Raw genomic sequence first — 23,783 nt, forward strand, 5'->3', positions numbered from 1 at the left:
CACGCAGCGGGTCTGCACTTCTGAGCTACGAGCGATCGGTGGCGGAGATGCCGCCCTGGGTCTTTGCGTATCCGAATGCCACAATTGCGGCGAGGAACGCTGCGGCGGCGACCACTGCCACAGTACCTGCCCAGCCACCTGCGCCGTAGGCGACGCCTCCCACCCAGCCGAGCACACTCGATCCCGCATAGTAGCCGAGGTTGTAGAGCGGCGGAGCGAGACTGCGCCCCTCCCCGGCTCGGCCGGCGATGAGGCCACTTGCCACGGTGTGCGCCGCGAAGAAGCAGCCGGTGAACACCACGAGTCCGACAATCACAGCGAGCAGCTGCGGCACAAGTGTCAGGCCAAGTCCGCCGAGCATCAGCGCGATACACCCGAGAAGCACTGCGGTGGGCGGCACCACTCGAGTCACCCGCCACACGGTGCGTGACGTGACGGCTCCCGCAAGGTAGGCAAGGAAGATCCATGAGACCTGCGCCAGTGAGAGGTCGAACGGCGCGTCCTGCAACCGGAAGGCGAGGTAGTTGTAGACCGCAACGAAGCCGCCCATGAGCAAGAAGGCCTGCACCACCAGCACTATGACACCGGGCCGGCGCAGATTCGCGAGCGTCGCGCGCAGGATCGGGAGCCCGGAACCCGCGGGCACCACCGTTCGCGGGATCCTCACCATGAAGATCATCATGGCAATTCCGGCGAGCACCGCGACTGCTGCCATGCCCCAGCGCCACCCGAACGGTTCGCCAAGCCCGGCGGCAACGATCCGCCCGACGAGGCCACCGAGCGTCGTGCCCGCGACGTATGTGCCGACCGCGGCGCCGAGCGCACGCGGCTGCACGGTTTCGGCGATCGCGGTGACCGCAATGGCGGGAAGACCGGCAAGGGCGATTCCCTCTGCGAAGCGGGCCGCGATGAGCAGCTCAAAGTTCGGCGCGAAGGGAGCGAGCAGGCCAACGACGAGCGCGGCTCCGAGCGCGGACCGCATGGCGGCGACTCGTCCCACGTGGTCAGACACCCGCGCCCACGGCAGCACACCGAGCGCGATACCGATTGTCGTTGCGCCGATGGCCCACGACGAGGTGCTCGCCGCGATACCAAAATCGGCTGCGAGTTCGGGGAGCACTCCCTGCGGGGAGTACATCTGCGCGAATGTCGCGAGTCCCGCGCAGAACAGCGCGAGGAGCGAGCGCCGGTAGAGCTGACTGCCAGGCGCTGCTCGAGGATCTTCCTCCGCCGCAGCCTGTTCCGCGGCGGCCATCTAGTGGGCCGGGTCTGCCTCGGCATCAGCGGCAACGCGAGCCTGCAGCGCCGCGTTCTTCAATTCCACCGCGTCGGTGAGCCCCTGTGCGTACTCGGCAAGCTGTTCTGCGACCTGTGAATCGGCTGCCCCCAGGATGCGCAGTGCAAGCAATCCGGCGTTCTTCGCGCCGCCGATCGACACGGTGGCGACGGGGATCCCGCCCGGCATCTGCACGATCGACAGCAGTGAATCCATCCCGTCAAGCTTGGCGAGGGGAACGGGAACTCCGATCACGGGCAGCGTGGTCATCGAGGCGACCATACCTGGCAGGTGCGCGGCGCCACCCGCGCCTGCGATGATGACGCGGAGACCGCGGCCGGCGGCTTCTCGCGCGTAGCTCACCATCTTGTCTGGCGTGCGGTGCGCACTGACGACCTCGACTTCGTGCGGGATCCCGAAGTCGCGCAGCACGTGAACCGCCTCCGCCATCACGGAGAAGTCGGAGTCGGATCCCATAATCACGCCGACGATGGGCGTTGCGCTCTCTGCCATGCCTCAATCGTAGACCGCGCGGGCGGCCCAGCGCGCCTAGTTGAAGGCCGCAGCCGCCGCCTGCGCTGCCGCGCGCACCACCGCGAGGTCGTCGCCGGTCACGGTCACGTGGCCGACCTTGCGCCCTGGCCGCGGCTGCTTGTCGTAGCTATGGAACTTCGCAGCGGGGTGCGCAGCGAGTGCAGTCGCGTAGCGCACGGGCATGGGCCCTTCGGCCGGGCCTCCAAGCACGTTGATCATCACTGCTGCGGGCGCAGTCATTGCCGTCGCTCCCAGCGGCAGATCGGCGACAGCGCGGAGGTGCTGCTCGAACTGGCTGGTCACAGATCCCTCGATGGAGAAGTGGCCGGAGTTGTGGGGCCGCATCGCGAGCTCATTGACGAGGACCCGCCCGTCCTGGGTTTCGAACATCTCGACCGCCAGCACCCCCGTCACGGCAACGCCCTCCGCGACGATGGCGCCGATGCGCGCGGCTTCGTCGAGCGTCGCCGCGTTCGCCACGGGCGCCGGGGCGAGCACCTCAGCGCAAACGCCGTCGCGCTGAATCGTCTCGACGACCGGCCAAGTGCGGGTCTCCCCGCTGGGACGACGGGCGACGAGCTGCGAAAGCTCACGGGTGAAATCGACGAGTTCTTCAACGAGCAGTTGCCCACCGTGGCCATCCTCGTCGAGTGCCGTAAACCAATCGCGCACCTCGGCGGCGTCGGCAACGACGCGCACACCCTTCCCGTCGTACCCGCCGCGGGCGGTTTTCACGACGGCGCGGCCACCGTTGCCCGCGATGAATTCCTGCAACTCTGCCTCATTCGACACAGCAGCCCAGGCCGGGACCGGCACGCCAAGCTCGCCGAGTTTCTGGCGCATCAGGATCTTGTCTTGTGCATACTGCAGTGCGCGAGGCCGCGGGTGCACCGCAACGCCGCGGCGCTCCAGCTCGAGCAGGATCTCCTGTGGCACATGCTCGTGGTCGAACGTGACCACGTCGACAGTGTCAGCGAAGGCGAAAACGGTCTCGGGATCGCGGTAGTCCCCCACGACGTCGGCGGCGCGTTCGGCGCTCGATCCCTCGTTCTCTGCAAGCACGCTAATGCGCAGCCCGAGGTGAATCGCGGGCGGCACCATCATGCGGGCAAGCTGCCCGCCGCCGATAACGCCGATGCGGATGCTGCCGGTCTCAAGTCCCATGGGTCCATTCTGCCGTACCGAGCGTCTGGGCGTGTGCGCACCCTTCCGGCGTTAGTTGACTTCGATCAACCATCGTCGTATAGTTGATCGTTGTCAACTAAACCCCGCCGCTTCCGTGACCCGGCGCTTACTCTGTCGCGAAGGACTCCACCCCCGAATGACCGCAACTCAACAGCAGGCCCCTGTCGCCTCGCTTCTCACCGGCCGCACCAAGCGCCTCGCGCTCGCCGGCCTCTTCCTCAGCATGTTTGTTTCTATGCTCGCCATGAACGTTGTCGGCACTTCGATGCCGATTATCATCGCGGACATCGGGGGCACACAGGCCGCATTCACCTGGGTGGTCACCGCCACCATGCTTGCGAGCGCAATCTCGACCCCGATCTGGGGCAAACTGGCCGACCTCACGAGTAAGAAAGTACTCCTGCAGGTTTCCCTGATTGTCTTCACACTCGGCTCGGCCCTCGCCGGCACCGCACAGGACCCGACCGCGCTGATCATCTTCCGCGTGCTTCAGGGGCTGGGCGCCGGCGGCCTCGGCACCCTGGGCCAGATCGTTCTCGCTGAGGTCGTCAGCCCCCTCGAGCGTGGCAAGTACATGGGCATCATGGGTGCGATCATGGCGGTGGCAACTGTCGGCGGCCCGCTGCTCGGCGGTCTCATCACTGACACGATCGGCTGGCGCTGGAACTTCTATGTCGCCGCCCCAATCGCAATCATCGCGATCATCATGCTGCAGCGCACGCTGCACCTCCAAACGATCAAGCGGAAGATCAAGATCGACTATCTGGGAGCCGCTCTGATCTCGGCGGGCTTCACGAGCCTGCTCATCTGGGTCACCCTTGGCGGCTCAAGCTTTGACTGGTGGTCCTGGCAGACCATCGCGATGGTCGGTGGTGGCCTCATCATCCTGGCACTCGCCGTGTTTGTTGAGCTGCGCGTCGAAGAGCCGCTGATCCCGCTCACGCTGTTCAAGAACCGCACGTTCACGCTGTCCGTGCTCGCGAGCGTTGCGGTCGGTCTCGCAATGTTCGGCACCGCCGTGTTCCTCGGCCAGTACATGCAGCTGGCACGTGGTCGCACCGTGATCGAGGCGAGCCTGTTGACGCTCCCGATGATGGGCGGCGTGCTGATTTCCTCGACGATCGTTGGGCAGATCATCACCCGCACTGGCAAATGGAAGCGCTACATGGTCACGGGCGCGATTGCCCTCCTCGCCGGCTTGCTCATGATGGGCCAGCTCCGTTACGACACGACCTACTGGTACGTGGGGGTCTCCATGTTCGTCATGGGCGCCGGTGTCGGTATGACCATGCAGAACCTCGTACTCGTCGTTCAAAACACGGTTTCGCCGACGCAAATGGGTGTGGCCAGTTCGGCGGTCACCTTCTTCCGCACGATCGGTGGCACGGCAGGTATGTCAGCCATGGGTGCGATGCTCGCGATCCAGGTGACCAACTACATTACGGACGGACTCGCGAAGCTCGCACCGAAGGATCTCGCGGGAGCCGAATCGCTTGCGAGCGGCGTGCTGCCGAAGGTATCCGAGCTTCCAGGACCCGTGCGCCTGGTGGTGGAGTCCGCCTACGGTCACAGCATCGGCAACATCTTCTTTGCTGCGGCTCCCGTTGCACTCCTCGCCCTCATCGCGATCATCTTCTTGCCGAACATCCCGCTCAGTTCGAAGAGCAACGCGGAGAAGATCGCCGAGTTGCGCAAGAACGAGGAGGCGGACCCGGCAGGGCTGGGATCCGCGACCGGTTCTGTCACCGTGTTGACTGACACGACCGGTCCGATCGTGCTCCCTCGCCGCCAAGGGCCGACGTCACCGTCAACAGCGTCGGACTCCGCGAGCTAGGCTCGAGATCATGCAGGATCACCCTTCTCCAGCCAGCGCCTCACCCGAGGCGCTGGCTGGAGCACCCGGGCAGAGCGGTGACGTTGTGGGCGAGATCATCTCGGAGTTCTCCGAGGTCATCGCCTTCGCGAGAAGCCGCTGGACTCGGTACGCAGAAGACGTGCACCCTGAGCTCCGCGGGGTCGGCCTCATTATGTTGCAGATCATCGTGCGTAAGGGGCCGCTCACAGCGACCGGGATTGCCCAGATGCTCGATATGGACAAGGCCGTGGTGAGCCGCCAGATCGCGAAGTTGCGCGAACTGGGGCTCGTAGAAGCCGAGTCAGCTCCCGAGGATCGGCGAGTCATGCTATTGACCGCGAGCACCAAGGCGCAGACTCTGCTCGACGGGATTCGCGTCAAATGGGCCGGTGCCTACCATGAGCGGTTCATCGGGTGGACCGAAGCTGAGCTGGAGCAGCTGCGCTTTGGGCTCCACCGCTTCAACGCGACGGCTGATCACGTTGCGCCGGGACTCCCGTCGAGCCGGTGCACGCGCGACCACACGGACGAAGCCTCAGCCGAGCCCGAGCCCGAGCCGCAGGCGTCCTCATCCATCTGATGGGTCCCGGCCATGTGTTTCGCGTGTGCGAAGCACCTGGCCGGGATCCATCAGTGTGTGCGTGAGTCGACGACGGGCTTCGGCCCTACTGCAAGCGTTTGCGGATCCAGGCGGAGGCGAGGTCCACTGCCACAATCACGATGAGGATGATGATCAGGTAGGTCAGCATCTCGTCGAACTGGAACGTCTTGATCGACTTGTTGATCAGCAACCCGATGCCGCCAGCGCCTACGAGCCCCAAGACGAGGGACGACCGCACGTTGACATCGAAGCGATAGAGCAGCAATCCGGTGAGCTGCGGCAGTACTCCCGGGATCGTCGCATTCGCGACCACCTGCCATCGGCTCGCCCCGGCAGTGCGCAGTGCCTGCTCCGGGCCGGGATCGACGTCCTCCATCGCCTCCGACCACAGCTTGCCCATGACGCCGGTGTTGTGGCAGATGAGCGCGAGCACTCCCGCGAAGGGCCCCAGCCCAACGGCGGTGACGAAGATCAGCGCGAACACGATGTCCGGCACTGCGCGGAAAAATGACAGGATGCCACGCGCCACCTGATAGACAAACTGGTTGGGCGCGGTGGTCCGTGCGGCGAGCACAGCGAGCAGCAGGGCGAACGGCACAGACACCGTCGTGCCCAGCAGGCCAACCCAGAGCGTGGTGAGCGCTCCGCCGATGCCCGCCTGCAGGACCTTCGGGCTCAGGTCAGGCGGAATCGCCTCCGAGAGGAAATTCCACATGCCTGTCGCGCCTGTCACGAGCTTCTCAGGCTTGAAGTCGGTGGCCTGGAACGCGAGCAGGTGGAGCACAACGAGCACGCCAAGGATCACGGCCCACGACCCCGCGCGATAGGGCGCCCTGGGATCGCGCGGCACGGGAAGCGAGCGAGGCGCGCGCGGATCGGTGCGGGTGAGAGTGTCAGTCACGGGGTCCTCACGAAGTTGAGAAGCGGGGTACATGGAACCGTGTGGGCGCCGGATCAGGCCGCGCACGGCTAGAGATAGAGGGTCGCGAGCAGCGCGTCGTCAATCTCCCCAACGGCGGCGTCGAACACGAGATGTCCGCCGCGCAGCCCAATGATGCGATCGGCGTACGCGCGAGCAAGCTGCGGTTGGTGCAATACGGCCGCGATCCCGAGCCCTTCGTCCGCGGCGAGGTCATGCAGCAATTGCATGACATCGTCTGCGGCCTTGGGATCGAGTGCCGAGACAGGTTCGTCCGCGAGGATCATGCGTGGTCGCTGGCACAGCGCCCGCGCGATCGCGACACGCTGTTGCTGCCCGCCAGACAGGCTCCCGGCTCGATCATGGGCGCGGTCTGCAAGCCCCACGCGATCGAGACAGGCCAGTGCCTCCGCTTGCAACTCCCGACCAAACAGCGGTGGCAGTGAGCGCCAGGCTGGGAGGCGCGCAAAGCCCCCAGCACACACGTTATGCAAGACGGAACGGCGCTGGACGAGATGGATCTTTTGGAACACGGTCGCGGCCGAGCGCCTGGCTTCTGCCCTGCGCGCGGCGCTGGCTTCGAGGAGCCGGACTCCGGCAATCGTAATATCGCCGGAGTCCGCCTCAATCAGTCCGTTCACCGCGCGCAGTGTGGTCGACTTCCCCGAGCCGTTCGCGCCGAGAAAGGCGACCACCTCCCCGGCGTGCACCCGCATGCTCATGTCTTGCAGCACCACACGATCACCAAAGCTTTTCGAGATGGCGCGGACGTCAAGGAGTACCTCGCCGCGCGGGTCGAGTTGCTCGGCAGCCACGGTGGGCTCGGGGTTTGGAAGCGCGGTGACGGCGTGCATTACACGTCTTTCTCGGTGAGGCCCATGATTTCGGCCAGGTCGAACAGCGGCTGATAGGTGTCGACCGTCACGGGGATCAACGGCCCGGCCGGATCAACGCCGAGGAATGCACTGACCTGCTCAACGTCTTCCGTCTTCAGCGTGAGCAGCGCGTCAGCTACAGCGTCCTGGAACTCTGCTGGCAGGTTGCCGCGCACCGTGATCGGGTCGTTGGGGATCGCTTCAGACTCCCACACCTGCCGGAACTGCGTCGGATCGAATGTGCCCTCGGCAGTCGCCGTTGCGAGTGTCTGCGAGTTGATCTGCGCCGCGTCAACCGTGCCGTTCACGAGCGCAAGCAGCGCCTCCGGGTGGCCACCGGCGTAATCGGCGGTGACGGTGTCAGCGATCCCAGCGTCAGTGAGTGCCGACATCGGAAGCGCATCACCGGAGGTGGATCCAGGGCTTCCGAGCGCCAGCGTGTGTCCCGTGAGGTCCTTGAGTGACTGGATTTTTGAGTCCTTCGGGACCCAGATTCCGCCGGTGTAGGTGGTCGGCTTTCCCTCAGCGTCACCGAAGGAGGCCAGCGGAGTGGCATCGGCGCGCTGCTGCGCGAACACGAAGCCGAGTGGACCGAACTGGGCGATCTCGAGGGAGTCGTTCTCCATCGCGAGCACCTCGGCCGCATAGTCCTCGGTGATAATGACCTCGACCGGGCAGTCGAGTTTTTCCGACAGCGCGGCTCCAAGCGCCTGATACGCCGGCTCCAGTCGCTCGGGATCCTCGTAGGGCAGGATACCGAAGCGGATTTTGCCGCCGGGGCACGTGACCGAATCGGCGGCGGCTGCTGAGTCTTCGCCTGGAGCGGTGGAACAAGCGGCGAGGCTCAGGGTCAGTGCTGCCAGCGTCGTGGCGGCGAGGACGGTGTGCTTCTTCACGATTCTCCTTGAGTGGTGGGTGGTGCTGGGTGAAGCGGTTCGTGGGCGGGGTGAACGGGCCTGAGGGCGAGTCAGAGCGCCGCGATCGTGCGTGCGCCAAGACCAAGGCCGACGGTCATGCCGACCCCGGTCGTGAGCGTGACGATGCTGACGCCCGGAGCAGGGCTGGCGCGCAGAATGTCTCCATCGGCGCTCGTGGCGTAGAGCCCCTGCCAACGCTCGAGCACCTCAAGCTGCGGGGCGCCCAGCAGCGCGGCGACTTCGTCGAGCAGGATCTGGGACCACCGTTCGTCAAGGAACGGCGGAGCCGTAAGGTGGGCGGCGTGTGAGTCCCCGACGAGCAGCGTGCCGTCCTCCTGCTGGGTGAACATGACATTCGCCTCGATTTCCGCCAGTTCAGGTCGCTCGCGAGTGAGCTCGGCGCGCAGCGCGTCCGCCGCAGGACCCGCGAAGCGGCTGTAGCGGAGCATTGAGGTTCCGGTCAAGACCGCTGGTCCACGTCCGAGTCTGTGCGGCGCGCGCACGCGCGCCATCTGAAGCGCACACTCGCGCACCTCAGCTGCCTCAGCCTGCGCGGGGAAGAGCCGCCCGAGGAGGTGTCCCGCTGCCACGATGACGTGGTCTGCGGCGATCCGGCCGCGGCTTGTCTCGACGACACCGGTATGGACAGCATGCACCGTGGTTGCGAACTGGACCTCACCGCGCTCGTGCCCAGCGACCCATGCTGCGATGCGCGCGACGGCACTGCGCGGATCCGCCGTGATGTCTGCCGGGAGGAGGAGGCCAGCGCGGATGGCAGCAGCCGCGTCCGATCCGGAACGAAGCTGCAGTTGCGCAGCGACGGCGCTCCCCCGCAGTAGCTCTGCGCCCTCGGGTGAGCGCTCCGCAACGACTTCTTCAAGCACAGCGGTTTCAGCGGCAGAACGTGCAACGACGAGCGTCCCAGCGCGACGCGCCACAACGCCGGCGCGCTGCGCAAGCCCCAGCCAGATCGGCAGGCTCTCCTGAGCAAGCTCGCCGAGTTCACCTGCTTGCACCGAGGCTCCGACGTGTCCAAAGTTGCGCACGCTTGCCGTCACGGCAGCTGCGTCTTGCTCGATCACGGTCACGCGGTATCCCGCGTCGAGCGCGGCAACGGCGTGAGCCAGGCCGATGATGCCCGCACCAACGATGGCGATGCGGGGGGCGGTGGTCTGCGATGTCATGCCTCGATCTTGCGGCCCCGAAAGTAGTCAACACAACTTCCTGCGCCGGTGTTCTCCGAGCGTTCATCGAGGCCACCAAAAGCCCGCTGGATAGTCACCGACCGTTCACTGAGCAGTCACCGGCGAGGCTGTTGTGTAGTCATGACAACTTGTAGTCTGGCCGCATGACGACCACCGCACCCCTCCACGTGCAGCTGTACGAGGAGATGATCCGCCGCATCCGCACCGGCGCCTGGCAACAGGGCGACAAAGTGCCGAGCGAGAAGTCACTCATCGCCGAGTTCGGCACCTCTCGTGGCCCGGTGCGGCAGGCACTCGCCGCGCTCAGATCAGAGGGAATGATCGTCGGCGGCCGCGGCACCCCGCCGCGCGTACAACGCACAGCACCCGTGCAGTCCTTCGATACCTTCATGTCGTTTACTGAGTGGGCGCGCGAGCTCGGCTTCACCCCGGGTCAGCGCGTCATCGAGGCGAGCCGACGCCCAGCAACGGAGCGGATCGCGAACGAACTCAAGCTCGCGCCCGACTCCCCCATCGTGGAGATCATTCGCGTCCGCACGCTCGACGGAAAGCCTGCAATGCTCGAGCGTTCGCTGTACCCCTACGAGATCGGCAGGCACCTGCTGTCAGCTGACCTCGACAGTGGGAGCATCTACCAAGCGCTCGCTGCAGCCGGAGTCGTGCCGGTACGCGCCCGTCACGTCATCGACGCGATCGCCGCGCATCCGCTTGAGGTGGAGCAGCTCGGAGTCGGGCCAGGTTCACCATTGCTCCGCGTCCGCCGCCTCGCGACGAACGAGTTCGGCGCGGTGATCGAGACCGCTGACGATCGCTATCTCCCATCGATGACCAACTTTGCGGTGGAGAACAGTGCCGAACACCGCATCCCACTCACCCGCCAGGCGGTCACCGCGGCCCCAACCTCAACCGCTGCCCACTAGCGGTGTGCCCACCCGGGAGCCAGGTGAGCACCCCGTGGCAGCCCGCTCGATCTTCCCCAGACACCTCGCGCGTCGCCACCGACGCCGCACCAACCCAGGAGCTTTCATGATTTCCCTCGCCGTTTTCGACATGGCCGGAACCACTATTGACGACGGCGGCGCCGTCTACCACGCACTGCAGGATGCGGTGTGCGAGACCGGTGCGACAGTTGCTCCCGCGGATCTGCAGACATGGATGGGAACCGAGAAGCGGGCCGCGATCACCGCGCTCATGACGCTGGGGGGCGGCGATCCCCGCCCGGCTGGCGTCGTCGACGCAGCGTTCGACCGCTTCCGCGAGATCCTTGCTGAGCGCTACGCCGCGACGCCTCCAGCTCCGATCCCCGGGGTGCCCGAGGCGATCGCAGCCCTGCGCGCTTCCGGGATTCGCGTCGCGCTCACCACCGGATTTTCGCGTGACGTTGCGAGCGGAATCCTCGCCGAGCTGAACTGGTCCGTTGACTCGCGCGGCGCGGCGCGCGCGGACGAGAGCGGTGCAATGGCTGGCGTCATCCTCGACGCCCTCGTCTGCGGTGACGAGGTGGCAGCCGGGCGGCCAGCGCCGTACATGATTCACCGCGCCATGGAACGTACAGGCACACTCGCGGTGTCCGAGGTCCTGGTTGCAGGCGATACCGCGGTGGACGTCCAAGCCGGCGCGAATTCCGGCGCAGCGCACTCAATCGGCGTACTTACCGGAGAGCTCCAGCGCACAGACTTCCCCGCGGAGCACACGACAGCGGTGCTCGACTCCGTCGCCCAGATTCCCGCCTATCTTGCAGCGGCGGAGCTCGACGCAGCGGCGGCATACGCGTCGGCTGCGTCGGCGACGTCGTTGTTATAGGCGATGTTCGGATTGTACGCATCAACCGCGGCGATCCAGTTCTCCGGAATCGTCAAGTCGCCACCGACCGCGCAGAGCATAGTTGCCGTGCCCCACGCGGCGTCGTCGATCTGGTGCGGATCCGCGGTACCATCGCCCGTTGCATCTTTGCCGTAGTCCGACCAGGTCTGCGGCAGGAACTGGAGCGGCCCGACCGCCCGGTCCCACATGGGATCGCCGTCGAGCACTCCGCGGTCGGTGTCGGGGATCGCGTCGTACACGGTGCCGTCAAGCGCGGGGCCAACGATCTCGGGCACTGCCCGGCCGTTGGCCCCGAGCTTGGCACCGTTGATCGTGCCATGCGCGGATTCGACCAGTCCGATCGCAGCGATCGTGTTCCAACCGATGCCGCACCCCGGCGCCTCCTCCTCTCCGAGTAGCGCGGCTTGCGCGTACGCGGTGAGCGCTCGCTCGGGAATGCCCGTCGCCGTGGCTGTCGCCGCGATCCAAACCGGATCAGCGCGCGGAGCGGAATTCGCCGCCGCCGGTGCGACGCGTTCGGCTGGGGCATCGTCGACAGGCCGCGCGGCGGAGTCCTTCGCGCTGAGAGCTGCGGCGGCACCGCTCCCCGGTGGCTCGAAGACGCCCAGTGAGAGCGCAGCGCCGATGGCACCACATCCCAACCCGAGCACTCCGATCCCGATGATCGCTGCACGCCGCCACTTCACTGCTTCAGTATTCCATCCTGCGCGCGGTAGAGGAACGCTGCCATCGCCTCACGCGTCACCGAACTCTTGGGCAAATACTTCGGCTTCCCCGAAGCCTGCTCCACACCCGTCGACAACTTCGACGAGTACATCCACGCAATCTCCTTCGCGAATTTGTCACCAGATTTCACATCCACAAACGGCGACACCTTCGGAACACCAGACGTGGCACCCTGCAAGCGATACATGAACGCTGCCATCGCCTCACGCGTCACGGAACTCTTCGGCGCATACTTCGGCTTCCCTGAAGCCTGCGCGATTCCCGTGGACAGGCCCTGCTGATACATCCACGTGATCTCGTTATAGAACTTGTCACCCGGCTTCACATCAGCAAACGGTGACACCTTCGGGCCAACATACTTCGCACCCTCAGCGCGGTACAAGAACGCAGCCATCGCCTCACGCGTCATATTCTGCTTCGGCAAGTACTTCACCGTACCGTTGGACTGCTCCACACCCGTCGTCAACTTCGACGAGTACATCCACGCAATCTCCGTAAAGAACTTGTGCCCCTTCGGCACATCCGTAAACGGAACCACCACCGGCGGCTTCGGATCGGGAACGAGGGTCTCCGTGAAGCTCAGCGTGATCGGATGCGGGATCTTGGAGCTGTCCGTCGCCACGCTGCTCCGCGCGAAAAACAGGTTGATCGCCGGGTGCAGCAGGGACACGAACTCGTTGGGGAAGGAGTCAGCGTACTCGTGCGCCCACGTGCCCGGAGCCCCAGCCTGCCCGGCCCAGTTCAGCACGATCTCAGCGGAGACCGCCCCCGCAGAGTTCGGCTGCAGCTTCGCGCCGCTAAAGGTCGCGATGGCGACACGAGTCGGAGCAATGGGGAATTCCTGCGCCCCGAGCAGGTAGGTTCCGCTGAACTCGGCCGTGATATACCCATCTCCGCTTGCCCCAATGTGCACCCGTGGATCAGAGAAGTCCCAGCGGTTCGCACTCCCTGAAGTGAGGCGCACCGAACCCTCAAAGGAGATCACGCGGTTGCCCGCTTGGTCACGGGCGCCAGATCCACTCGTGAAAGTGAACGGACGGAAGAAATACGCCTGCTTCTCAGGGATCGTAGTCCCCACGCTCGCCTCGGGCAGCGTCACCGGCCCAGCGAGCACTTCACGCTCGAACCCCACTTCGAAGTTGCTGAACCAAATGTTCGCAATCGTCCACTCGAGGCGTGCGTCCCCGATCGTTGCGGCGGACGCCCCCGAGAGCGCAACATCAGGTACTGCTCGCGCGGTATCCACGACGCGGTATGCGCGAGCGGGACTCTGCGCCGCGGCGAACGCGTTCGGATCACTCGGACGGAACTGGGCCGTGACCTGCCGCAATCCAGCGGCGGGCCAGGCAGCGGTTTCCACCGTCGCTGTGACGCTCCCTCCGAGTCCCGTGACCGCGGCGACTCCGAGCGAGACCGCGCCATCGAAGAATTCGACCTCCCCGGTCAGCGGCGCCTCAGCAGGAACGGAGCCCTCTCCGCTGGCTCCTGCAGCACGTTCGGGAATCGCTGGGACCCAGGTGATCGTCGCAGTCACCGGAGCAGCCTGCCCCAGCAGGTACACCGTGCGCTCGCCCACCACGGGAGGAGCCACCTGGATCTTGGTCACCACGGCTTCCTCCTGCTGGCGCGCCGCAGACACCCCCTGTCCGGCACCAACGTCGGGGAGCTGCGCGGATGCGACCCCCGGCGTCCCAACGAGGGCGCACGCGACGACGGCCCCCGTGAGGATCCTGAGCGTCCTCATGCCTGGTACTCCTCAAAGCGCGCTTCGAGATCTGCGCCCGCAGCGTTGTTGAGATCGTAGGCGAGTTGCACTTCCTCGGCGATGCTGTTCCTGTCTGCCTCGCTGAATGGGAACTCATCGAGCAGTGCACGATAGGTGTCTTTGAACGCGCGCGGATCCGGGATCTCATCAAACACGTAGAACCGCACCCCGTCGTCGCCCTCGATGCTGTAGCTGTCGCGGAACATCTTCACGATCATCAAGCCGCCCGAGAGGTCTGCGAGGTACCGAGTGTAGTGGTGCGCGACAAAGTGCGGCAGCGAGCTCGCGGCGACCTCGGTGAGCCGCTCGACATAGCTCGTGATCCCCGGCGTCGCATAGCGTGTGCGCGTCACCGTTTCCCACTCGGGCCCAATCCAGTGCGCCAGGTCCGCGCGCAACGCGGGGAGCCTCCGCAACTCGGGCATCGCAAATGCGAAGTCCTGCCCGTATTGCTCAAGCTGTGTGCTTGTCGCGGCCTCGAGCGCCTCGTACATGAGGAAGTGCTGAGCTGCTTGCGCGGCGATCCCTTCTCTGTTGAGTCCACCGCGCAGATAGGCGGTGGCGTAGCGCGGTTCAGCGCTGCCCTCGTCTCCGCCGCGGTGGCCGCGGTTCGAGACTCGACGAAGCATCGCCGAGAGGGGTTCGGTTGTGGTCTGCGGCGCGCTCATGTCGCGGTATCTCCTCGATCTGATTCAGGCTGAAGTGTGCGGGGTGGTGAGGTGCAGTCGCTCCCCACCACCCCCAACTGCGCGTTGAGTTAACTCTTCATGCGGTAGAGGAACGCTGCCATCGCCTCACGCGTCACCGAACTCTTCGGCAAATACTTCGGCTTCCCCGAAGCCTGCTCCACACCCGTCGACAACTTCGACGAGTACATCCACGCAATCTCCTTCGCGAATTTGTCACCAGATTTCACATCCACAAACGGCGACACCTTCGGAACACCAGACGTGGCACCCTGCAAGCGATACATGAACGCTGCCATCGCCTCACGCGTCACGGAACTCTTCGGCGCATACTTCGGCTTCCCTGAAGCCTGCGCGATTCCCGTGGACAGGCCCTGCTGATACATCCACGTGATCTCGTTATAGAACTTGTCACCCGGCTTCACATCAGCAAACGGTGACACCTTCGGGCCAACATACTTCGCACCCTCAGCGCGGTACAAGAACGCAGCCATCGCCTCACGCGTCATATTCTGCTTCGGCAAGTACTTCACCGTACCGTTGGACTGCTCCACACCCGTCGTCAACTTCGACGAGTACATCCACGCAATCTCCGTAAAGAACTTGTGCCCCTTCGGCACATCCGTAAACGGAACCACCACCGGCGGCGCCGCAGCGAAAGCCACATCGACAGCGGACTCATTGATCGCCTGCCGTACTCCACCAGCGCCAATTGCGAAGACCGCGAGACGGTAGTCACCGGTCGGCTTCTTCGCCATCACGGCGTCGTAGGTGACCCCGGGGAACGTGAAGCTGAAGCTCGCCCGATCGTTCGCATCGCGCGTCCACCGCACGTAGTCTGCCCCGCTCGCTTCGGTCTCCTGCACCCAGCGGGTCGCGACTGCCACGCGCGTGCCCGACGCCGCGTTCTCTGAGGGCTTCCAGCCACTGTTGGCGATCCAACCGAGTGAAACGTAGAGGCCTGCCGCCTGCGGCGTTCCCCACATCGTCTGGGCCGAGGCGTCAAAATCAGTTCCCGATACTGTCACGTCGGCGCCCGTACGGGCGAGCCCGGTCGCGGGTTGCACTGACAGCTTCGGAGCCGCAATGGTCGTCGCGGCGAAGGTGAGGCTGATCGGCTGCGCTGGCTTCGTCAGGTTCGATCCGGTGGTTCCGGTCTGCAGCAGGAACGAGCGCACGCCCGCATGGACGTGGCGCAAGAACTCGTTGGTGAACGTAGCGCCGGTATAGCCGGCATTCCAGGTGCCAGCGGCAACCTGCCCTTCGAACAGCGGGGTGGCTGTGAATGCGGTGGTGGCACCGTCACCCGTTGCGGTCCCCCCGGTGAAGGTCGATACGACGATCCGCCCGGGCGTGAATACCTCGTCGGTCTCCTCAATAACGCTGCCGAGGTACTCGATCTTCGTCTCAGCCGTGATGTAGCCATCGCCCGCCGCGTTCGTGTGCACGGCGGGGTTCGTGAACGTCCAGCGCGGGATCGAGCCCGAGGTGAGCTGGACCTCGCCGGTGAAGTTCACGACGCGATTGCCCTGTGCATCCTCGAACCCGGTGCCGGCAGAGAACACGAAGTTCTGGTTCGCACGGTCGTTCACAGTGGCGCCCTCGGGCAGCGGGGCAAGCGCGACGTTGTCGCCGCTCACCACCGTCTTCGCCGGCCCGCTTCCGAAGCTCACCCAGTTCGCAACTGACCAGTTGAATGTCGCATCCGCAATGCTCTGGGTCTTTGTGCCGAGGGCGATCGCGGACACGGCCGGAGTGAGATCAACGATACGGAATGTCCGCTCCCCTGACTCGGAGCGTTCATACACCGCAGCATCTGCCGGGGTGAACACGCTCTTCACCTGGTGGGCGCCGCCAGTGAAGGCCTGAGTCGTCAGCGTTGCCGCACCCTCAGCGACCGGAGCTGAGCCAACGGCCGTGCCGTCAACGAAGAACTCGACGGTACCGGCTGCTTCAGCGGGGGCCACCGTCGCGTTCAGCGCAACGTCCTTACCCGCGAAGTCCGTCGGGTAGCTCTCGCTCACCTGGGTCGCAAGGGTCGTCGTCGTTGCGGTGGCCGGATCGTTCACCGTGAGCTGCGCGGGAGCAGAGGTGACGCTGCCAGCGTCGTTCGTCACGATCACGCGCACCTGGGTGCCGGTGGCAGCCGAAGCCACCTGCGGAAGAGTGAGCGAAGCTTCGGTCGCGCCCGCAACGTTCGCGAATTCAGCGGTTTCGCTCGCACGCGACTGCCACTGGTAGCTCGGCGCGGGGTTTCCCGTTGCGGTGACAGTGAACGTCGCGTCACCACCAGCAGTGACAACTTGGTCGCTCGGCTGCGCGGTGATGGCTGCGGCCTGGGCGAACGTGACCGGGGTGAAGACTTCGACGCCGCCCTGAACCGAACCGTGCGCGCCGATCGTAATCACGCCGCACTGCTGCACGAGGCAGTCGATCTGCTTTCCGGCCTGAGACGTGAATTGTGCACCGGGGATCACGATCTGCCCAGACCAGTTGCCGCTGGCGTCCATGAACGGGACGCCTGGCTCGGTCTCGTTGCCCGGGTAGTTCACCATGGTCTGGTTCGTCCCCGCGCCAGGAGCGTAATCGTAGTTCTGGCCGCTCACCCCCTGTTTCGAGGGGCCCCAGCTGCCGGGATCAGCATCACTCTTCGGAGTCACGACGCCGAACAGCACGTAGGCGCCACCGAAGTTCGAGTTCCAGGCGTTCTTTGTCGCGTACCCGGTGCCGGTGAGGTCAAGTGTGCTCGGACCGTCGCCTGCGAGTTCGAAGCCTGGCGTGACAGAGAGACTCGGTGAGAAGTCAGCGGAGTTTGTGCCGGTACCGACGCTCTCCCCGTTCGGGGCCGCGAACGCCGGGGTCGTGACAAGCCCGGAGAAGGCGAGCGCTGCGGTGGTGCCGATCGCTGCAGCGATCGTCAGGCTCCTCCTCGGACCGTTTGTTGCGCTGGTTCTCAGCGCCGTGCGTGATACTTTCATGATTCCCTTTCTTGCGTTTGGGATGGCGCGCAAGCGCCGGGTGTGGTGGATCGGATGCGTGGCTGCGCATCCGATCCACTTTTTTGTGGATGGGTCTGTGCTCAGGCGCCCGGGGCGACCGAGTGCGAACGACGCGCACGAATCGTCGCAAAGGTAAATACGCTTGCGCTCAGCAGCAGCACGCCCCAGAGGACGAGCCCACGCATCGCCTCCTCACCTGTCTTGGCGAGTGGACCAGTTGCCCCCGCCGCCGGAGCGCCTGCGCCGGTCGCGAGGGGCGTGGCGCCGCCTGTCGGCTGCAGATTCGGGTTCGCCACTGGGCCGGTCGTGCCGCCCGTTGGCGGGGTCTTGGTGCCCGTATCCTTTGCGTCACCCGTGAAGTACACAGGGGTAAATGCTTCACCGCCAGCAAGCGCGTTGCCGTGAGCCCCGATGGTGATGATCCCGCAGGTCATTTCGTAGCAGTCGATCTGTTTGCCCTGCGCACTCACGAAGCGCGAAGCCTCGATCGGCATTTCGAGCGTCCAGTTCCCCTTGGAATCCATCGTCGGCATGCCCTCACCGGTGGTGTTCCCTGGGAAGTTGATCATCTTCTGGAACGTTCCGGCCGGGATCCCGTCGTTCGCATACGTGTATGTCGCACCGCTGGAGCCTCCGGCCGACGGAGCCCACTTCGCATTGCTCTGGTCGACCCAGCCGAACAAGACATACACGCCGCCGAAGGTGGCGCCGTCACGTGAAGTCGGATACCCGGTACCCGTCACGGTCACCGTCTGCTTCGTGTCGCCAAGGCACTTCGCCGGTGAAACTTCGAGCACAGCACCAGCTGCGTTCTTCGTGCTGGAGGAGCCGTTCGGGGTGCAGTCCTTTTCTCCGGTCGGAGGCACGACGACCGGAGGGGTGACCACGGGCGGCTTCACCACCGGGGGCTTTACGACGGGCGGGGTGCCACCGTCGCCATCTCGGTCTGGCCAGGTTGAGCTGTCCTGGCCGTCGAAGAACACCGGGGCATACGCCTCGTTGACGGCCTTGATCGCACCGTGCGCGCCGAAGGAGAACATGCCGCAGTTGTTGACAACGCAGTCGATCTCGCCGCCGAAGAAGCTTGGAACGTTCTTGCCGGGCACTTCCAACTGCAGCGTCCAGGTGCCGTTCGCGTCGATCACCCCGTCGGCCACCGCCGCGTCCTCGGCGTAGTGGCTCATCACGAGCCGGGTGGAGCCGTACGTGAAATCGGCGAGGCCGAGCGGGCCGCTCGATCCGCCAGCGCTGCGGCGCCACTTTTCCGGCTTTGACTGGTCCGTCATCGTGCCGAGTCCGACGTAGATATTCGAGGGCGCCTGCGCGGTGCCCGGATCGAACCCGGTTCCGGTCACGGTCAGCGTCGTGGTGTCTTCCGCGTTCACGGCGTAGCCGGGGGTCACAGTGATCTTCGCTGTGGTGTCAGCGTACGCCGTGCCAGTGCTCGTGCCGTAGGGCCCGGTCGCAGGAGTTGTTTCTCCGAACTTCAGCGCGAGCTTGATCGGATCGGTGTAGTCATTCGGGGCGGCGTACGTCGGCCCACCGTAGGACGGCAGGTGCTCCTCAGCCACGGACTTCGAGAACTTCCCTCGCTCGGTCGTGAGGTTCAGCTGCCCGTCCGCGATCGCGAGCCCGCCGCTCGGCACCGCGAACGTGGAGATCACGAGGTCGTCGGTGCGCGTCTTGATGTTGTAACTCTCGATCAGGTCAACGGTGAGCGACGCCGTACTACCGGCAACCTCGAGCCGGAGATCGGTGAAGTGCAGCCAGGACTCGCCGAACCCGAGCATTTCGAACGTGCCACCGAAGCTCAGGCTCGCGGTGCCGGCCGCTGGATCGACGGTGCCTCCGGTCACAGGGAACGACGCGGCGGGATCACCCTTGGCGTATGTCGCTCCGTCGTAGGCGGCGACCGAGCCCTCGGTGTGCCCGTTCTGTTCGAGGTAGTTCCGGATCGAGGTGCGGACGCCCCACTCGAGCGTGCCGCTCGACGGAGTGCTCGCCGTCGTCATCGCGGTGAGACCCTCGCCAGCGGCCGGCGCGAGCGCGAGCGCTGTAGTTGCTCCGCCGAAGCCGAGGACGGGGGCGAGGATCACCGCGGCTGCGCTGAGCGCTGCCCAGCGGCGTCCCGCTCGCCGTTTCGTGTGCGCGTTCACAGCGCTCCTTCCTGTTGGCGTACGGCCGAGGCCGCCGCGTGTACCTGTGTCTGTTGGATGTCCTGTGTCATCGTGGCTTCGGCGGCAGTGGGGGCCTGTCCAGGGGACGGTGCCTGCTCCCCCGCGTTCGCGGTGCTGCCGGGTCCCGCCGCGCGGCGGCGGCGCAGGAGCGCCACGACTACCGCGGCAACGAGCACCACGCAGGCGAAGCCCAGCACCCCGAGCACGAGCGTGCTGCTTGAGATACCCGAGTCAGTCTGGGTCGCCTGCGCTGGCGTCGTGTCCTGCGCGTCGGCCGCGGTTCCTGCCGTCCCTGCCGCGACCTCTGTCGCTGCCGCATCGCCTGCCGCGCCCGGAACCGCGGCCGGCTGATCGGCTGTCCCGGCCCCCGCGCTCGCACCGGGGAGCTCGAGTGACGTTGCCGCATCAGGGGCGGCCTGGCTGAAGTCCTGCCCTGCGGTACCCGAGGCAAGGCCGCCATCAGCGGTCACGAAGCTGACCGGGGTAAACGACTCGTTGTTCGCGTTGACGTTGCCGTGTGCGCCAAAGGTGATAATTCCGCACTGTACTGACAGGCAGTCAATCGTGGCCCCCTCTGTCGCGCCGCCAGCGTGCGGATTGCCCGAGACAGAGGCAAAGGAGCTCCCGGGAATGGTCATCTGAGCGCTCCAGTTGCCGCTCTCATCGATCAGCGCGTTTGACGCGTCGGCTGAGCTGCCGCCCGCAAATCCGACGAGCAGCGTGGTGCCTCCCGTCGCCGCGTAGCCGAACGTCGAGCCGGACTTGCCGCCCTGGCTCGGCGCCCACGCGTTCGTCGTGGGATCCGAGACCACACCAAAGGTGACGTAGATGCCACCCGGCGCATTCGGCAGGTACTGGAACCCGGACCCGGACAGCGTGACCGTCGTGGCCCCGTCAGCGCTTGGGGCGGGCGAAACGTCAACGCGCCCGGCTGCGTGTGCCGGGGCAGGAGCACCGAGCACTCCGCCGAGTGCGAGCAGCCCAGCAACGGCAGCGGCAGCGGCGAGCGCGCCCACTCGGGAGCATCGGGCGAGCCACACGCGGTGTGACAATCGTTCACTCATCGGAAACCTCCTGATCGGTGTGCATGCGGGCCGCCCGAGCAACGGGCGGTTCATCTGCGAAGCGTGCTGGCACGACCAACGGCGATTGGTCGGTGTCTTCGAGCACCCGCACCGGATGCCGGTAGACGGTGCTCAGAAGCGCCGGGTCCATGACCTCGCGCGGTGTGCCGCAGATCTTGGGCAGACCGTCTTCGAGAAGCAGAATCCGATCCGCGTAGACCGCGGCCGCTGCGAGATCGTGGAGCACCACAATCACGGCGTTCCCCTGCCGCGCATAGCGCCGGGCCACCGCAAGCACCTGCTCCTGATAGTTGATGTCGAGCGCGGCGGTCGGCTCGTCGAGGAACAGCACTGGTGTGCGCTGGGCCATTGCCCGCGCCAGGGCGACACGCGCCCGCTCCCCGCCCGACAACGACGGGAACGCGCGCTCAGCGAAGCGCAGCGTATCGCTTCGGAGCAGCTCCTGCACGATGATCCGGTCATCGTCGGCAACTGAGGTGATCGCGCGCCACGGGGCCCGTCCCATTTTCACGACTTCGACAACGGAAAACGGGAAGCTGAGCGCGTTGCTCTGGCGCAGCACGGATCGGCGCAGCGCCAGATCGCGCTGCCGGTACCCGCTGAGCTCGCCGCCTGAGATCTCGATTGATCCCGAGTACGGGTAGTCTCCCGCGAGTGCGCCGAGCAGCGTTGATTTCCCCGCACCGTTCGGGCCGATAATCGCGACGATCTCGCCCGCGTGCACGTCAAGGTCGATGCCGGTGACGATCTGTTTGCCGCCGAGCACCACCGACACGTTCCGCGCTTGGAGCACCGGGTCCCCGATCTCAGCAGGAACAGGTGGTGTGGCTCGCCGCATCGCGCGCAGCTGTTCGATGAGTTTCATGCCCAGCCTCCGTTGCGCGACTTCCCGCTGCTCTTGATGAGGTAGAAGAAGAACGGGCCGCCCACGAGCGCCGTGATCATGCCCAGCGGAAGTTCGGCATAGGGCAGCGCGGTGCGCGCGAAGGTGTCTGCCACGACAAGCAGCAGCGCACCGCCGAGTGCGCTCGCCGGAACGAGCACGCGGTGACCGGGTCCCATAATCATGCGGATCACATGTGGCACTACGAGGCCGACGAAGCCGATGATCCCAGCGAACGCGACTGCCGCAGCGGTGAGCACCGCGACGATCAAGATTGAGGTGATCCGGAGTCGCTCAATGTTCAGGCCCAGGTGCCGAGCCGCGTCGTCGCCGAGACTGAGGAGATCCAGTCGGCCCGCGATAAGGAACGCGAGCACGAGGCCGACGAGCAGGAGTGGCAGCACGGTGAACACTGATTCCCAGAGCGCCCCCGCGAGGCTCCCCATCTGCCAGAACACGATCTGCTCTCGCTGGTTCGTCGTGGCCGAAAACGTCATGAGCGCGAGCGCGGCTCCCGCGAAGGCGTTGATGGCGACACCCACGAGAATCAGGGTGATGACCTCAGTGCGCCCGCGCGAACGGGAGATCGAATAGACCACGAGCGCGGTGATCACGCCGGTAACGAATGCGCCGATCGGGATCGCGAAGCTGCTGCCAGCGGCAAGCCCCGTGACGATCATGAGGCTCGCGCCGATCGCAGCACCGGAGGAGACGCCGACCACGCCGGGGTCCGCGAGCGGGTTTCCGAACACGCCCTGCATGATCGCGCCGGCCGCAGCGAGCGCCGCGCCCACCAGGATCGCGAGGGCGATACGGGGAACCGCACCTCCCAGAGCGCGGCATCCGTGTTCACGTGCGACGCGTCGGCGCCACAGGCGATCCCAGCGCGCCGGCAGAGCGCACCAATCACCTCGACAATCGGGATCTGCATCTGCCCGAGGGCCGCGGCGACGAGCGTTGCGACAACGAGACCGGCTCCGAGGAAGAAGAACAGTAGCGCGGTCCGCCGCGCACTGCTCCGAGGCAGCTGCGCGGGATCCGCTTCGTAGTCGAGGACATGGGGCAGCTCGATCCGCTCGCCGTCAACGGTGGGCAGTTCAAGCGCTCCGGTGTGGGGGGAGCCGGGGGCGGTCATGCTGGATCCACTTTCGAGAGATCGACGTGATAGATCGATTCAGCGAGCGCCGTGAGCACCTCGGGCGTGCGGGGCCCCCAGGTGAACATCTCGTAGTCGCTCATGTCGACGACGCGCTGACGCTCGCCGGCTAGCGTGAGTGGGAGGCCGGGAATCGTCATCAGGCCCTCGACCCCACCCACGGATTCAAGGCCGAGCGTGAGCATGAGATACAGATCCGGTTCGAGCCGCATCAGGCCCTCAGCTGTCAGCGCACCGCTCACCCAGTCCTCTTCGCCTGCCACATCGATGCCGCCGAGGGTCTCGATGATCACACCGGCGGCGCCGCGAGTTCCGTCAGGGTTGTTTCCGAACAGGTGGTACACGCCGGCACGTCCGCGCATGTACAGGAACACCATCCGTACTTTGTCTTCTTCGGCCTGCGGCACCACCGCCTTGATTCTGGCGAGTGTGTCGTCCAGGCGTCGTTCGAAATCCGCGACGTACTGAGCGCCGAGGTCCGGTACCCCCAGGGCCGTGGCGACGTCGCCGATGAGGCGGGGGATGCTCTCCATGTCGTCGGCTGGATTAAAGAAGATCACCGGGATTCCGGCATTGCGGATCTGCATCTGCACGTCATACGGGCCAACGCTGTAGTCGGTGAGCACGAGCGTCGGGTTCAGCTCGAGAATCGACTCCGCGTTCAACGTGTGGTTCGTCATCACGAGCGGCAGATCTTTCGCCGAGTCGAAGCCCGTGGTCAGGTCACGTCCGACCACGTTGGGGCCAAAACCCAGCCCAAACACAATCGAGGCGAGACTGCCGGTGCCATCGAGCGCGAGGATCCTGCTCGTGTCTGTGACCGTGACCGACACATCATCAAGTCCGGTGAACTCGACGGGAAGCTGCGGCTGCGGGTCCTCGGTGATTGCCTCGATGTCGCCAGAGGCGAGCACGGCGGTGTCGTGCCCGGTGATACTGCGCGGACTCTCCGCGGACACTTGCCCGGCGTCGGCAACGCTCGGGCCGTCCCCAACAATGAGTCCGCAGCCGCTGAGCGCGACGACAAGCACGGCCGCGACGAATACCCCCCAGGAACGGGGTGACGCGGTCCGCTCGAATCTGATTAATTTAGGCAAGACTTACTTTCATCTGAT

21 protein-coding genes are annotated in these 23,783 nt (G+C 65.6%); 4 read left to right on the forward strand and 17 right to left on the reverse strand.

Going from position 1 to position 23,783, the window contains the following annotated elements:
• Nucleotides 1-25 precede the first annotated feature (25 nt).
• Genes K1X41_RS06495 through K1X41_RS06505 form a run of 3 tightly spaced genes read right to left on the reverse strand, consistent with a single transcriptional unit; the run spans nt 26 to nt 2,974 of the window.
• A complete protein-coding gene (locus K1X41_RS06495) occupies nt 26-1,255 on the reverse strand; it encodes an MFS transporter (RefSeq protein WP_220175621.1) in 1,230 nt (409 codons plus the stop codon).
• Entirely contained in the window at nt 1,256-1,789 is a 534-nt protein-coding gene (gene purE / locus K1X41_RS06500; protein WP_133617332.1) for a 5-(carboxyamino)imidazole ribonucleotide mutase, read from the reverse strand.
• Between the two features lie 36 nt (nt 1,790-1,825).
• A complete protein-coding gene (locus tag K1X41_RS06505; RefSeq protein ID WP_133617331.1) occupies nt 1,826-2,974 on the reverse strand; it encodes a 5-(carboxyamino)imidazole ribonucleotide synthase in 1,149 nt (382 codons plus the stop codon).
• A 157-nt stretch (nt 2,975-3,131) separates the two neighbouring features.
• Between K1X41_RS06505 and K1X41_RS06510 the strand changes: the two genes are divergently transcribed.
• Nucleotides 3,132-4,829, forward strand: coding sequence for a DHA2 family efflux MFS transporter permease subunit (locus K1X41_RS06510; protein WP_133617330.1), 1,698 nt, complete (start codon nt 3,132-3,134; stop codon nt 4,827-4,829).
• A gap of 10 nt (nt 4,830-4,839) precedes the next feature.
• On the forward strand, nt 4,840-5,430 hold the full coding sequence (locus K1X41_RS06515) for a MarR family winged helix-turn-helix transcriptional regulator (RefSeq protein ID WP_220175622.1): 591 nt from the start codon (nt 4,840-4,842) through the stop codon (nt 5,428-5,430).
• A gap of 85 nt (nt 5,431-5,515) precedes the next feature.
• Here the strand turns inward: K1X41_RS06515 and phnE are convergent, their stop codons facing one another.
• The 4 genes from phnE to K1X41_RS06535 all read right to left on the reverse strand — a co-directional run bounded on the left by phnE (nt 5,516) and on the right by K1X41_RS06535 (nt 9,346).
• Entirely contained in the window at nt 5,516-6,352 is an 837-nt protein-coding gene (phnE, locus tag K1X41_RS06520) for a phosphonate ABC transporter, permease protein PhnE (protein WP_243642970.1), read from the reverse strand.
• A 68-nt stretch (nt 6,353-6,420) separates the two neighbouring features.
• Nucleotides 6,421-7,224 carry a phosphonate ABC transporter ATP-binding protein gene (locus K1X41_RS06525; RefSeq protein ID WP_132206277.1) on the reverse strand — a complete coding sequence of 268 codons (804 nt, stop codon included), beginning with the start codon at nt 7,222-7,224 and terminating at the stop codon, nt 6,421-6,423.
• Complete coding sequence (locus K1X41_RS06530; RefSeq protein ID WP_132206275.1) at nt 7,224-8,141, reverse strand: phosphate/phosphite/phosphonate ABC transporter substrate-binding protein; 918 nt, start codon at nt 8,139-8,141, stop codon at nt 7,224-7,226. The genes K1X41_RS06525 and K1X41_RS06530 overlap by 1 nt, the downstream gene beginning before the upstream one ends.
• 71 nt (nt 8,142-8,212) lie before the next feature.
• Nucleotides 8,213-9,346 (reverse strand): TIGR03364 family FAD-dependent oxidoreductase, encoded by a 1,134-nt coding sequence (locus K1X41_RS06535; RefSeq protein ID WP_220175623.1) that lies wholly within the window; start codon nt 9,344-9,346, stop codon nt 8,213-8,215.
• Between the two features lie 164 nt (nt 9,347-9,510).
• Here K1X41_RS06535 and K1X41_RS06540 point away from each other — a divergent pair, with 164 nt between their 5' ends.
• Both K1X41_RS06540 and K1X41_RS06545 read left to right on the forward strand, forming a co-directional pair.
• Entirely contained in the window at nt 9,511-10,287 is a 777-nt protein-coding gene (locus K1X41_RS06540) for a GntR family transcriptional regulator (protein WP_132206271.1), read from the forward strand.
• Between the two features lie 106 nt (nt 10,288-10,393).
• Nucleotides 10,394-11,170, forward strand: coding sequence for a phosphonatase-like hydrolase (locus K1X41_RS06545; protein ID WP_220175624.1), 777 nt, complete (start codon nt 10,394-10,396; stop codon nt 11,168-11,170).
• Here the strand turns inward: K1X41_RS06545 and K1X41_RS06550 are convergent.
• From K1X41_RS06550 to K1X41_RS06590, 10 genes are all read right to left on the reverse strand, one after another.
• The gene (locus K1X41_RS06550) at nt 11,098-11,877 is read right to left on the reverse strand and encodes a lysozyme family protein (RefSeq protein ID WP_258566682.1); all 780 of its coding nucleotides are present in this window, start codon (nt 11,875-11,877) and stop codon (nt 11,098-11,100) included. The genes K1X41_RS06545 and K1X41_RS06550 overlap by 73 nt on opposite strands.
• Nucleotides 11,874-13,661, reverse strand: coding sequence for an S-layer homology domain-containing protein (locus tag K1X41_RS06555; RefSeq protein WP_220175625.1), 1,788 nt, complete (start codon nt 13,659-13,661; stop codon nt 11,874-11,876). Before K1X41_RS06555 ends, K1X41_RS06550 begins: the two co-directional genes overlap by 4 nt.
• Nucleotides 13,658-14,350: a biliverdin-producing heme oxygenase gene (locus K1X41_RS06560; RefSeq protein WP_220175626.1), complete on the reverse strand. Its 693-nt coding sequence runs from the start codon at nt 14,348-14,350 to the stop codon at nt 13,658-13,660. Before K1X41_RS06560 ends, K1X41_RS06555 begins: the two co-directional genes overlap by 4 nt.
• A gap of 89 nt (nt 14,351-14,439) precedes the next feature.
• Entirely contained in the window at nt 14,440-17,346 is a 2,907-nt protein-coding gene (locus K1X41_RS06565) for an S-layer homology domain-containing protein (protein ID WP_220175627.1), read from the reverse strand.
• Nucleotides 17,347-17,447: 101 nt separating this feature from the next.
• Complete coding sequence (locus K1X41_RS06570) at nt 17,448-19,523, reverse strand: HtaA domain-containing protein (RefSeq protein WP_220175628.1); 2,076 nt, start codon at nt 19,521-19,523, stop codon at nt 17,448-17,450.
• Entirely contained in the window at nt 19,520-20,608 is a 1,089-nt protein-coding gene (locus tag K1X41_RS06575) for a hypothetical protein (protein WP_220175629.1), read from the reverse strand. The genes K1X41_RS06570 and K1X41_RS06575 overlap by 4 nt, the downstream gene beginning before the upstream one ends.
• Nucleotides 20,601-21,494 (reverse strand): heme ABC transporter ATP-binding protein, encoded by an 894-nt coding sequence (locus K1X41_RS06580; protein ID WP_220175630.1) that lies wholly within the window; start codon nt 21,492-21,494, stop codon nt 20,601-20,603. The genes K1X41_RS06575 and K1X41_RS06580 overlap by 8 nt, the downstream gene beginning before the upstream one ends.
• Nucleotides 21,491-22,273, reverse strand: coding sequence for a FecCD family ABC transporter permease (locus K1X41_RS06585; RefSeq protein WP_258566683.1), 783 nt, complete (start codon nt 22,271-22,273; stop codon nt 21,491-21,493). The genes K1X41_RS06580 and K1X41_RS06585 overlap by 4 nt, the downstream gene beginning before the upstream one ends.
• A complete protein-coding gene (locus tag K1X41_RS15455; protein ID WP_258566684.1) occupies nt 22,189-22,647 on the reverse strand; it encodes a hypothetical protein in 459 nt (152 codons plus the stop codon). The genes K1X41_RS06585 and K1X41_RS15455 overlap by 85 nt, the downstream gene beginning before the upstream one ends.
• Complete coding sequence (locus tag K1X41_RS06590) at nt 22,644-23,765, reverse strand: heme/hemin ABC transporter substrate-binding protein (RefSeq protein ID WP_220175631.1); 1,122 nt, start codon at nt 23,763-23,765, stop codon at nt 22,644-22,646. The genes K1X41_RS15455 and K1X41_RS06590 overlap by 4 nt, the downstream gene beginning before the upstream one ends.
• Nucleotides 23,766-23,783: the final 18 nt, after the last annotated feature.

This window comes from Leucobacter luti (assembly GCF_019464495.1).
GTDB lineage: Bacteria > Actinomycetota > Actinomycetes > Actinomycetales > Microbacteriaceae > Leucobacter > Leucobacter luti_A.

Bases quoted from the DNA above. Each gene is read 5' to 3' on its own strand.
- K1X41_RS06535 (WP_220175623.1), bottom strand. From the start codon at position 9,346: ATGACATCGCAGACCACCGCCCCCCGCATCGCCATCGTTGGTGCGGGC.
- K1X41_RS06545 (WP_220175624.1), top strand. From the start codon at position 10,394: ATGATTTCCCTCGCCGTTTTCGACATGGCCGGAACCACTATTGACGAC.
- purE (WP_133617332.1), bottom strand. From the start codon at position 1,789: ATGGCAGAGAGCGCAACGCCCATCGTCGGCGTGATTATGGGATCCGAC.
- K1X41_RS06555 (WP_220175625.1), bottom strand. From the start codon at position 13,661: ATGAGGACGCTCAGGATCCTCACGGGGGCCGTCGTCGCGTGCGCCCTC.
- K1X41_RS06515 (WP_220175622.1), top strand. From the start codon at position 4,840: ATGCAGGATCACCCTTCTCCAGCCAGCGCCTCACCCGAGGCGCTGGCT.
- K1X41_RS06565 (WP_220175627.1), bottom strand. From the start codon at position 17,346: ATGAAAGTATCACGCACGGCGCTGAGAACCAGCGCAACAAACGGTCCG.
- K1X41_RS06510 (WP_133617330.1), top strand. From the start codon at position 3,132: ATGACCGCAACTCAACAGCAGGCCCCTGTCGCCTCGCTTCTCACCGGC.
- K1X41_RS15455 (WP_258566684.1), bottom strand. From the start codon at position 22,647: ATGACCGCCCCCGGCTCCCCCCACACCGGAGCGCTTGAACTGCCCACC.
- K1X41_RS06540 (WP_132206271.1), top strand. From the start codon at position 9,511: ATGACGACCACCGCACCCCTCCACGTGCAGCTGTACGAGGAGATGATC.
- K1X41_RS06575 (WP_220175629.1), bottom strand. From the start codon at position 20,608: ATGAGTGAACGATTGTCACACCGCGTGTGGCTCGCCCGATGCTCCCGA.
- K1X41_RS06505 (WP_133617331.1), bottom strand. From the start codon at position 2,974: ATGGGACTTGAGACCGGCAGCATCCGCATCGGCGTTATCGGCGGCGGG.
- K1X41_RS06560 (WP_220175626.1), bottom strand. From the start codon at position 14,350: ATGAGCGCGCCGCAGACCACAACCGAACCCCTCTCGGCGATGCTTCGT.
- K1X41_RS06580 (WP_220175630.1), bottom strand. From the start codon at position 21,494: ATGAAACTCATCGAACAGCTGCGCGCGATGCGGCGAGCCACACCACCT.
- K1X41_RS06525 (WP_132206277.1), bottom strand. From the start codon at position 7,224: ATGCACGCCGTCACCGCGCTTCCAAACCCCGAGCCCACCGTGGCTGCC.
- K1X41_RS06585 (WP_258566683.1), bottom strand. From the start codon at position 22,273: ATGCAGGGCGTGTTCGGAAACCCGCTCGCGGACCCCGGCGTGGTCGGC.
- K1X41_RS06495 (WP_220175621.1), bottom strand. From the start codon at position 1,255: ATGGCCGCCGCGGAACAGGCTGCGGCGGAGGAAGATCCTCGAGCAGCG.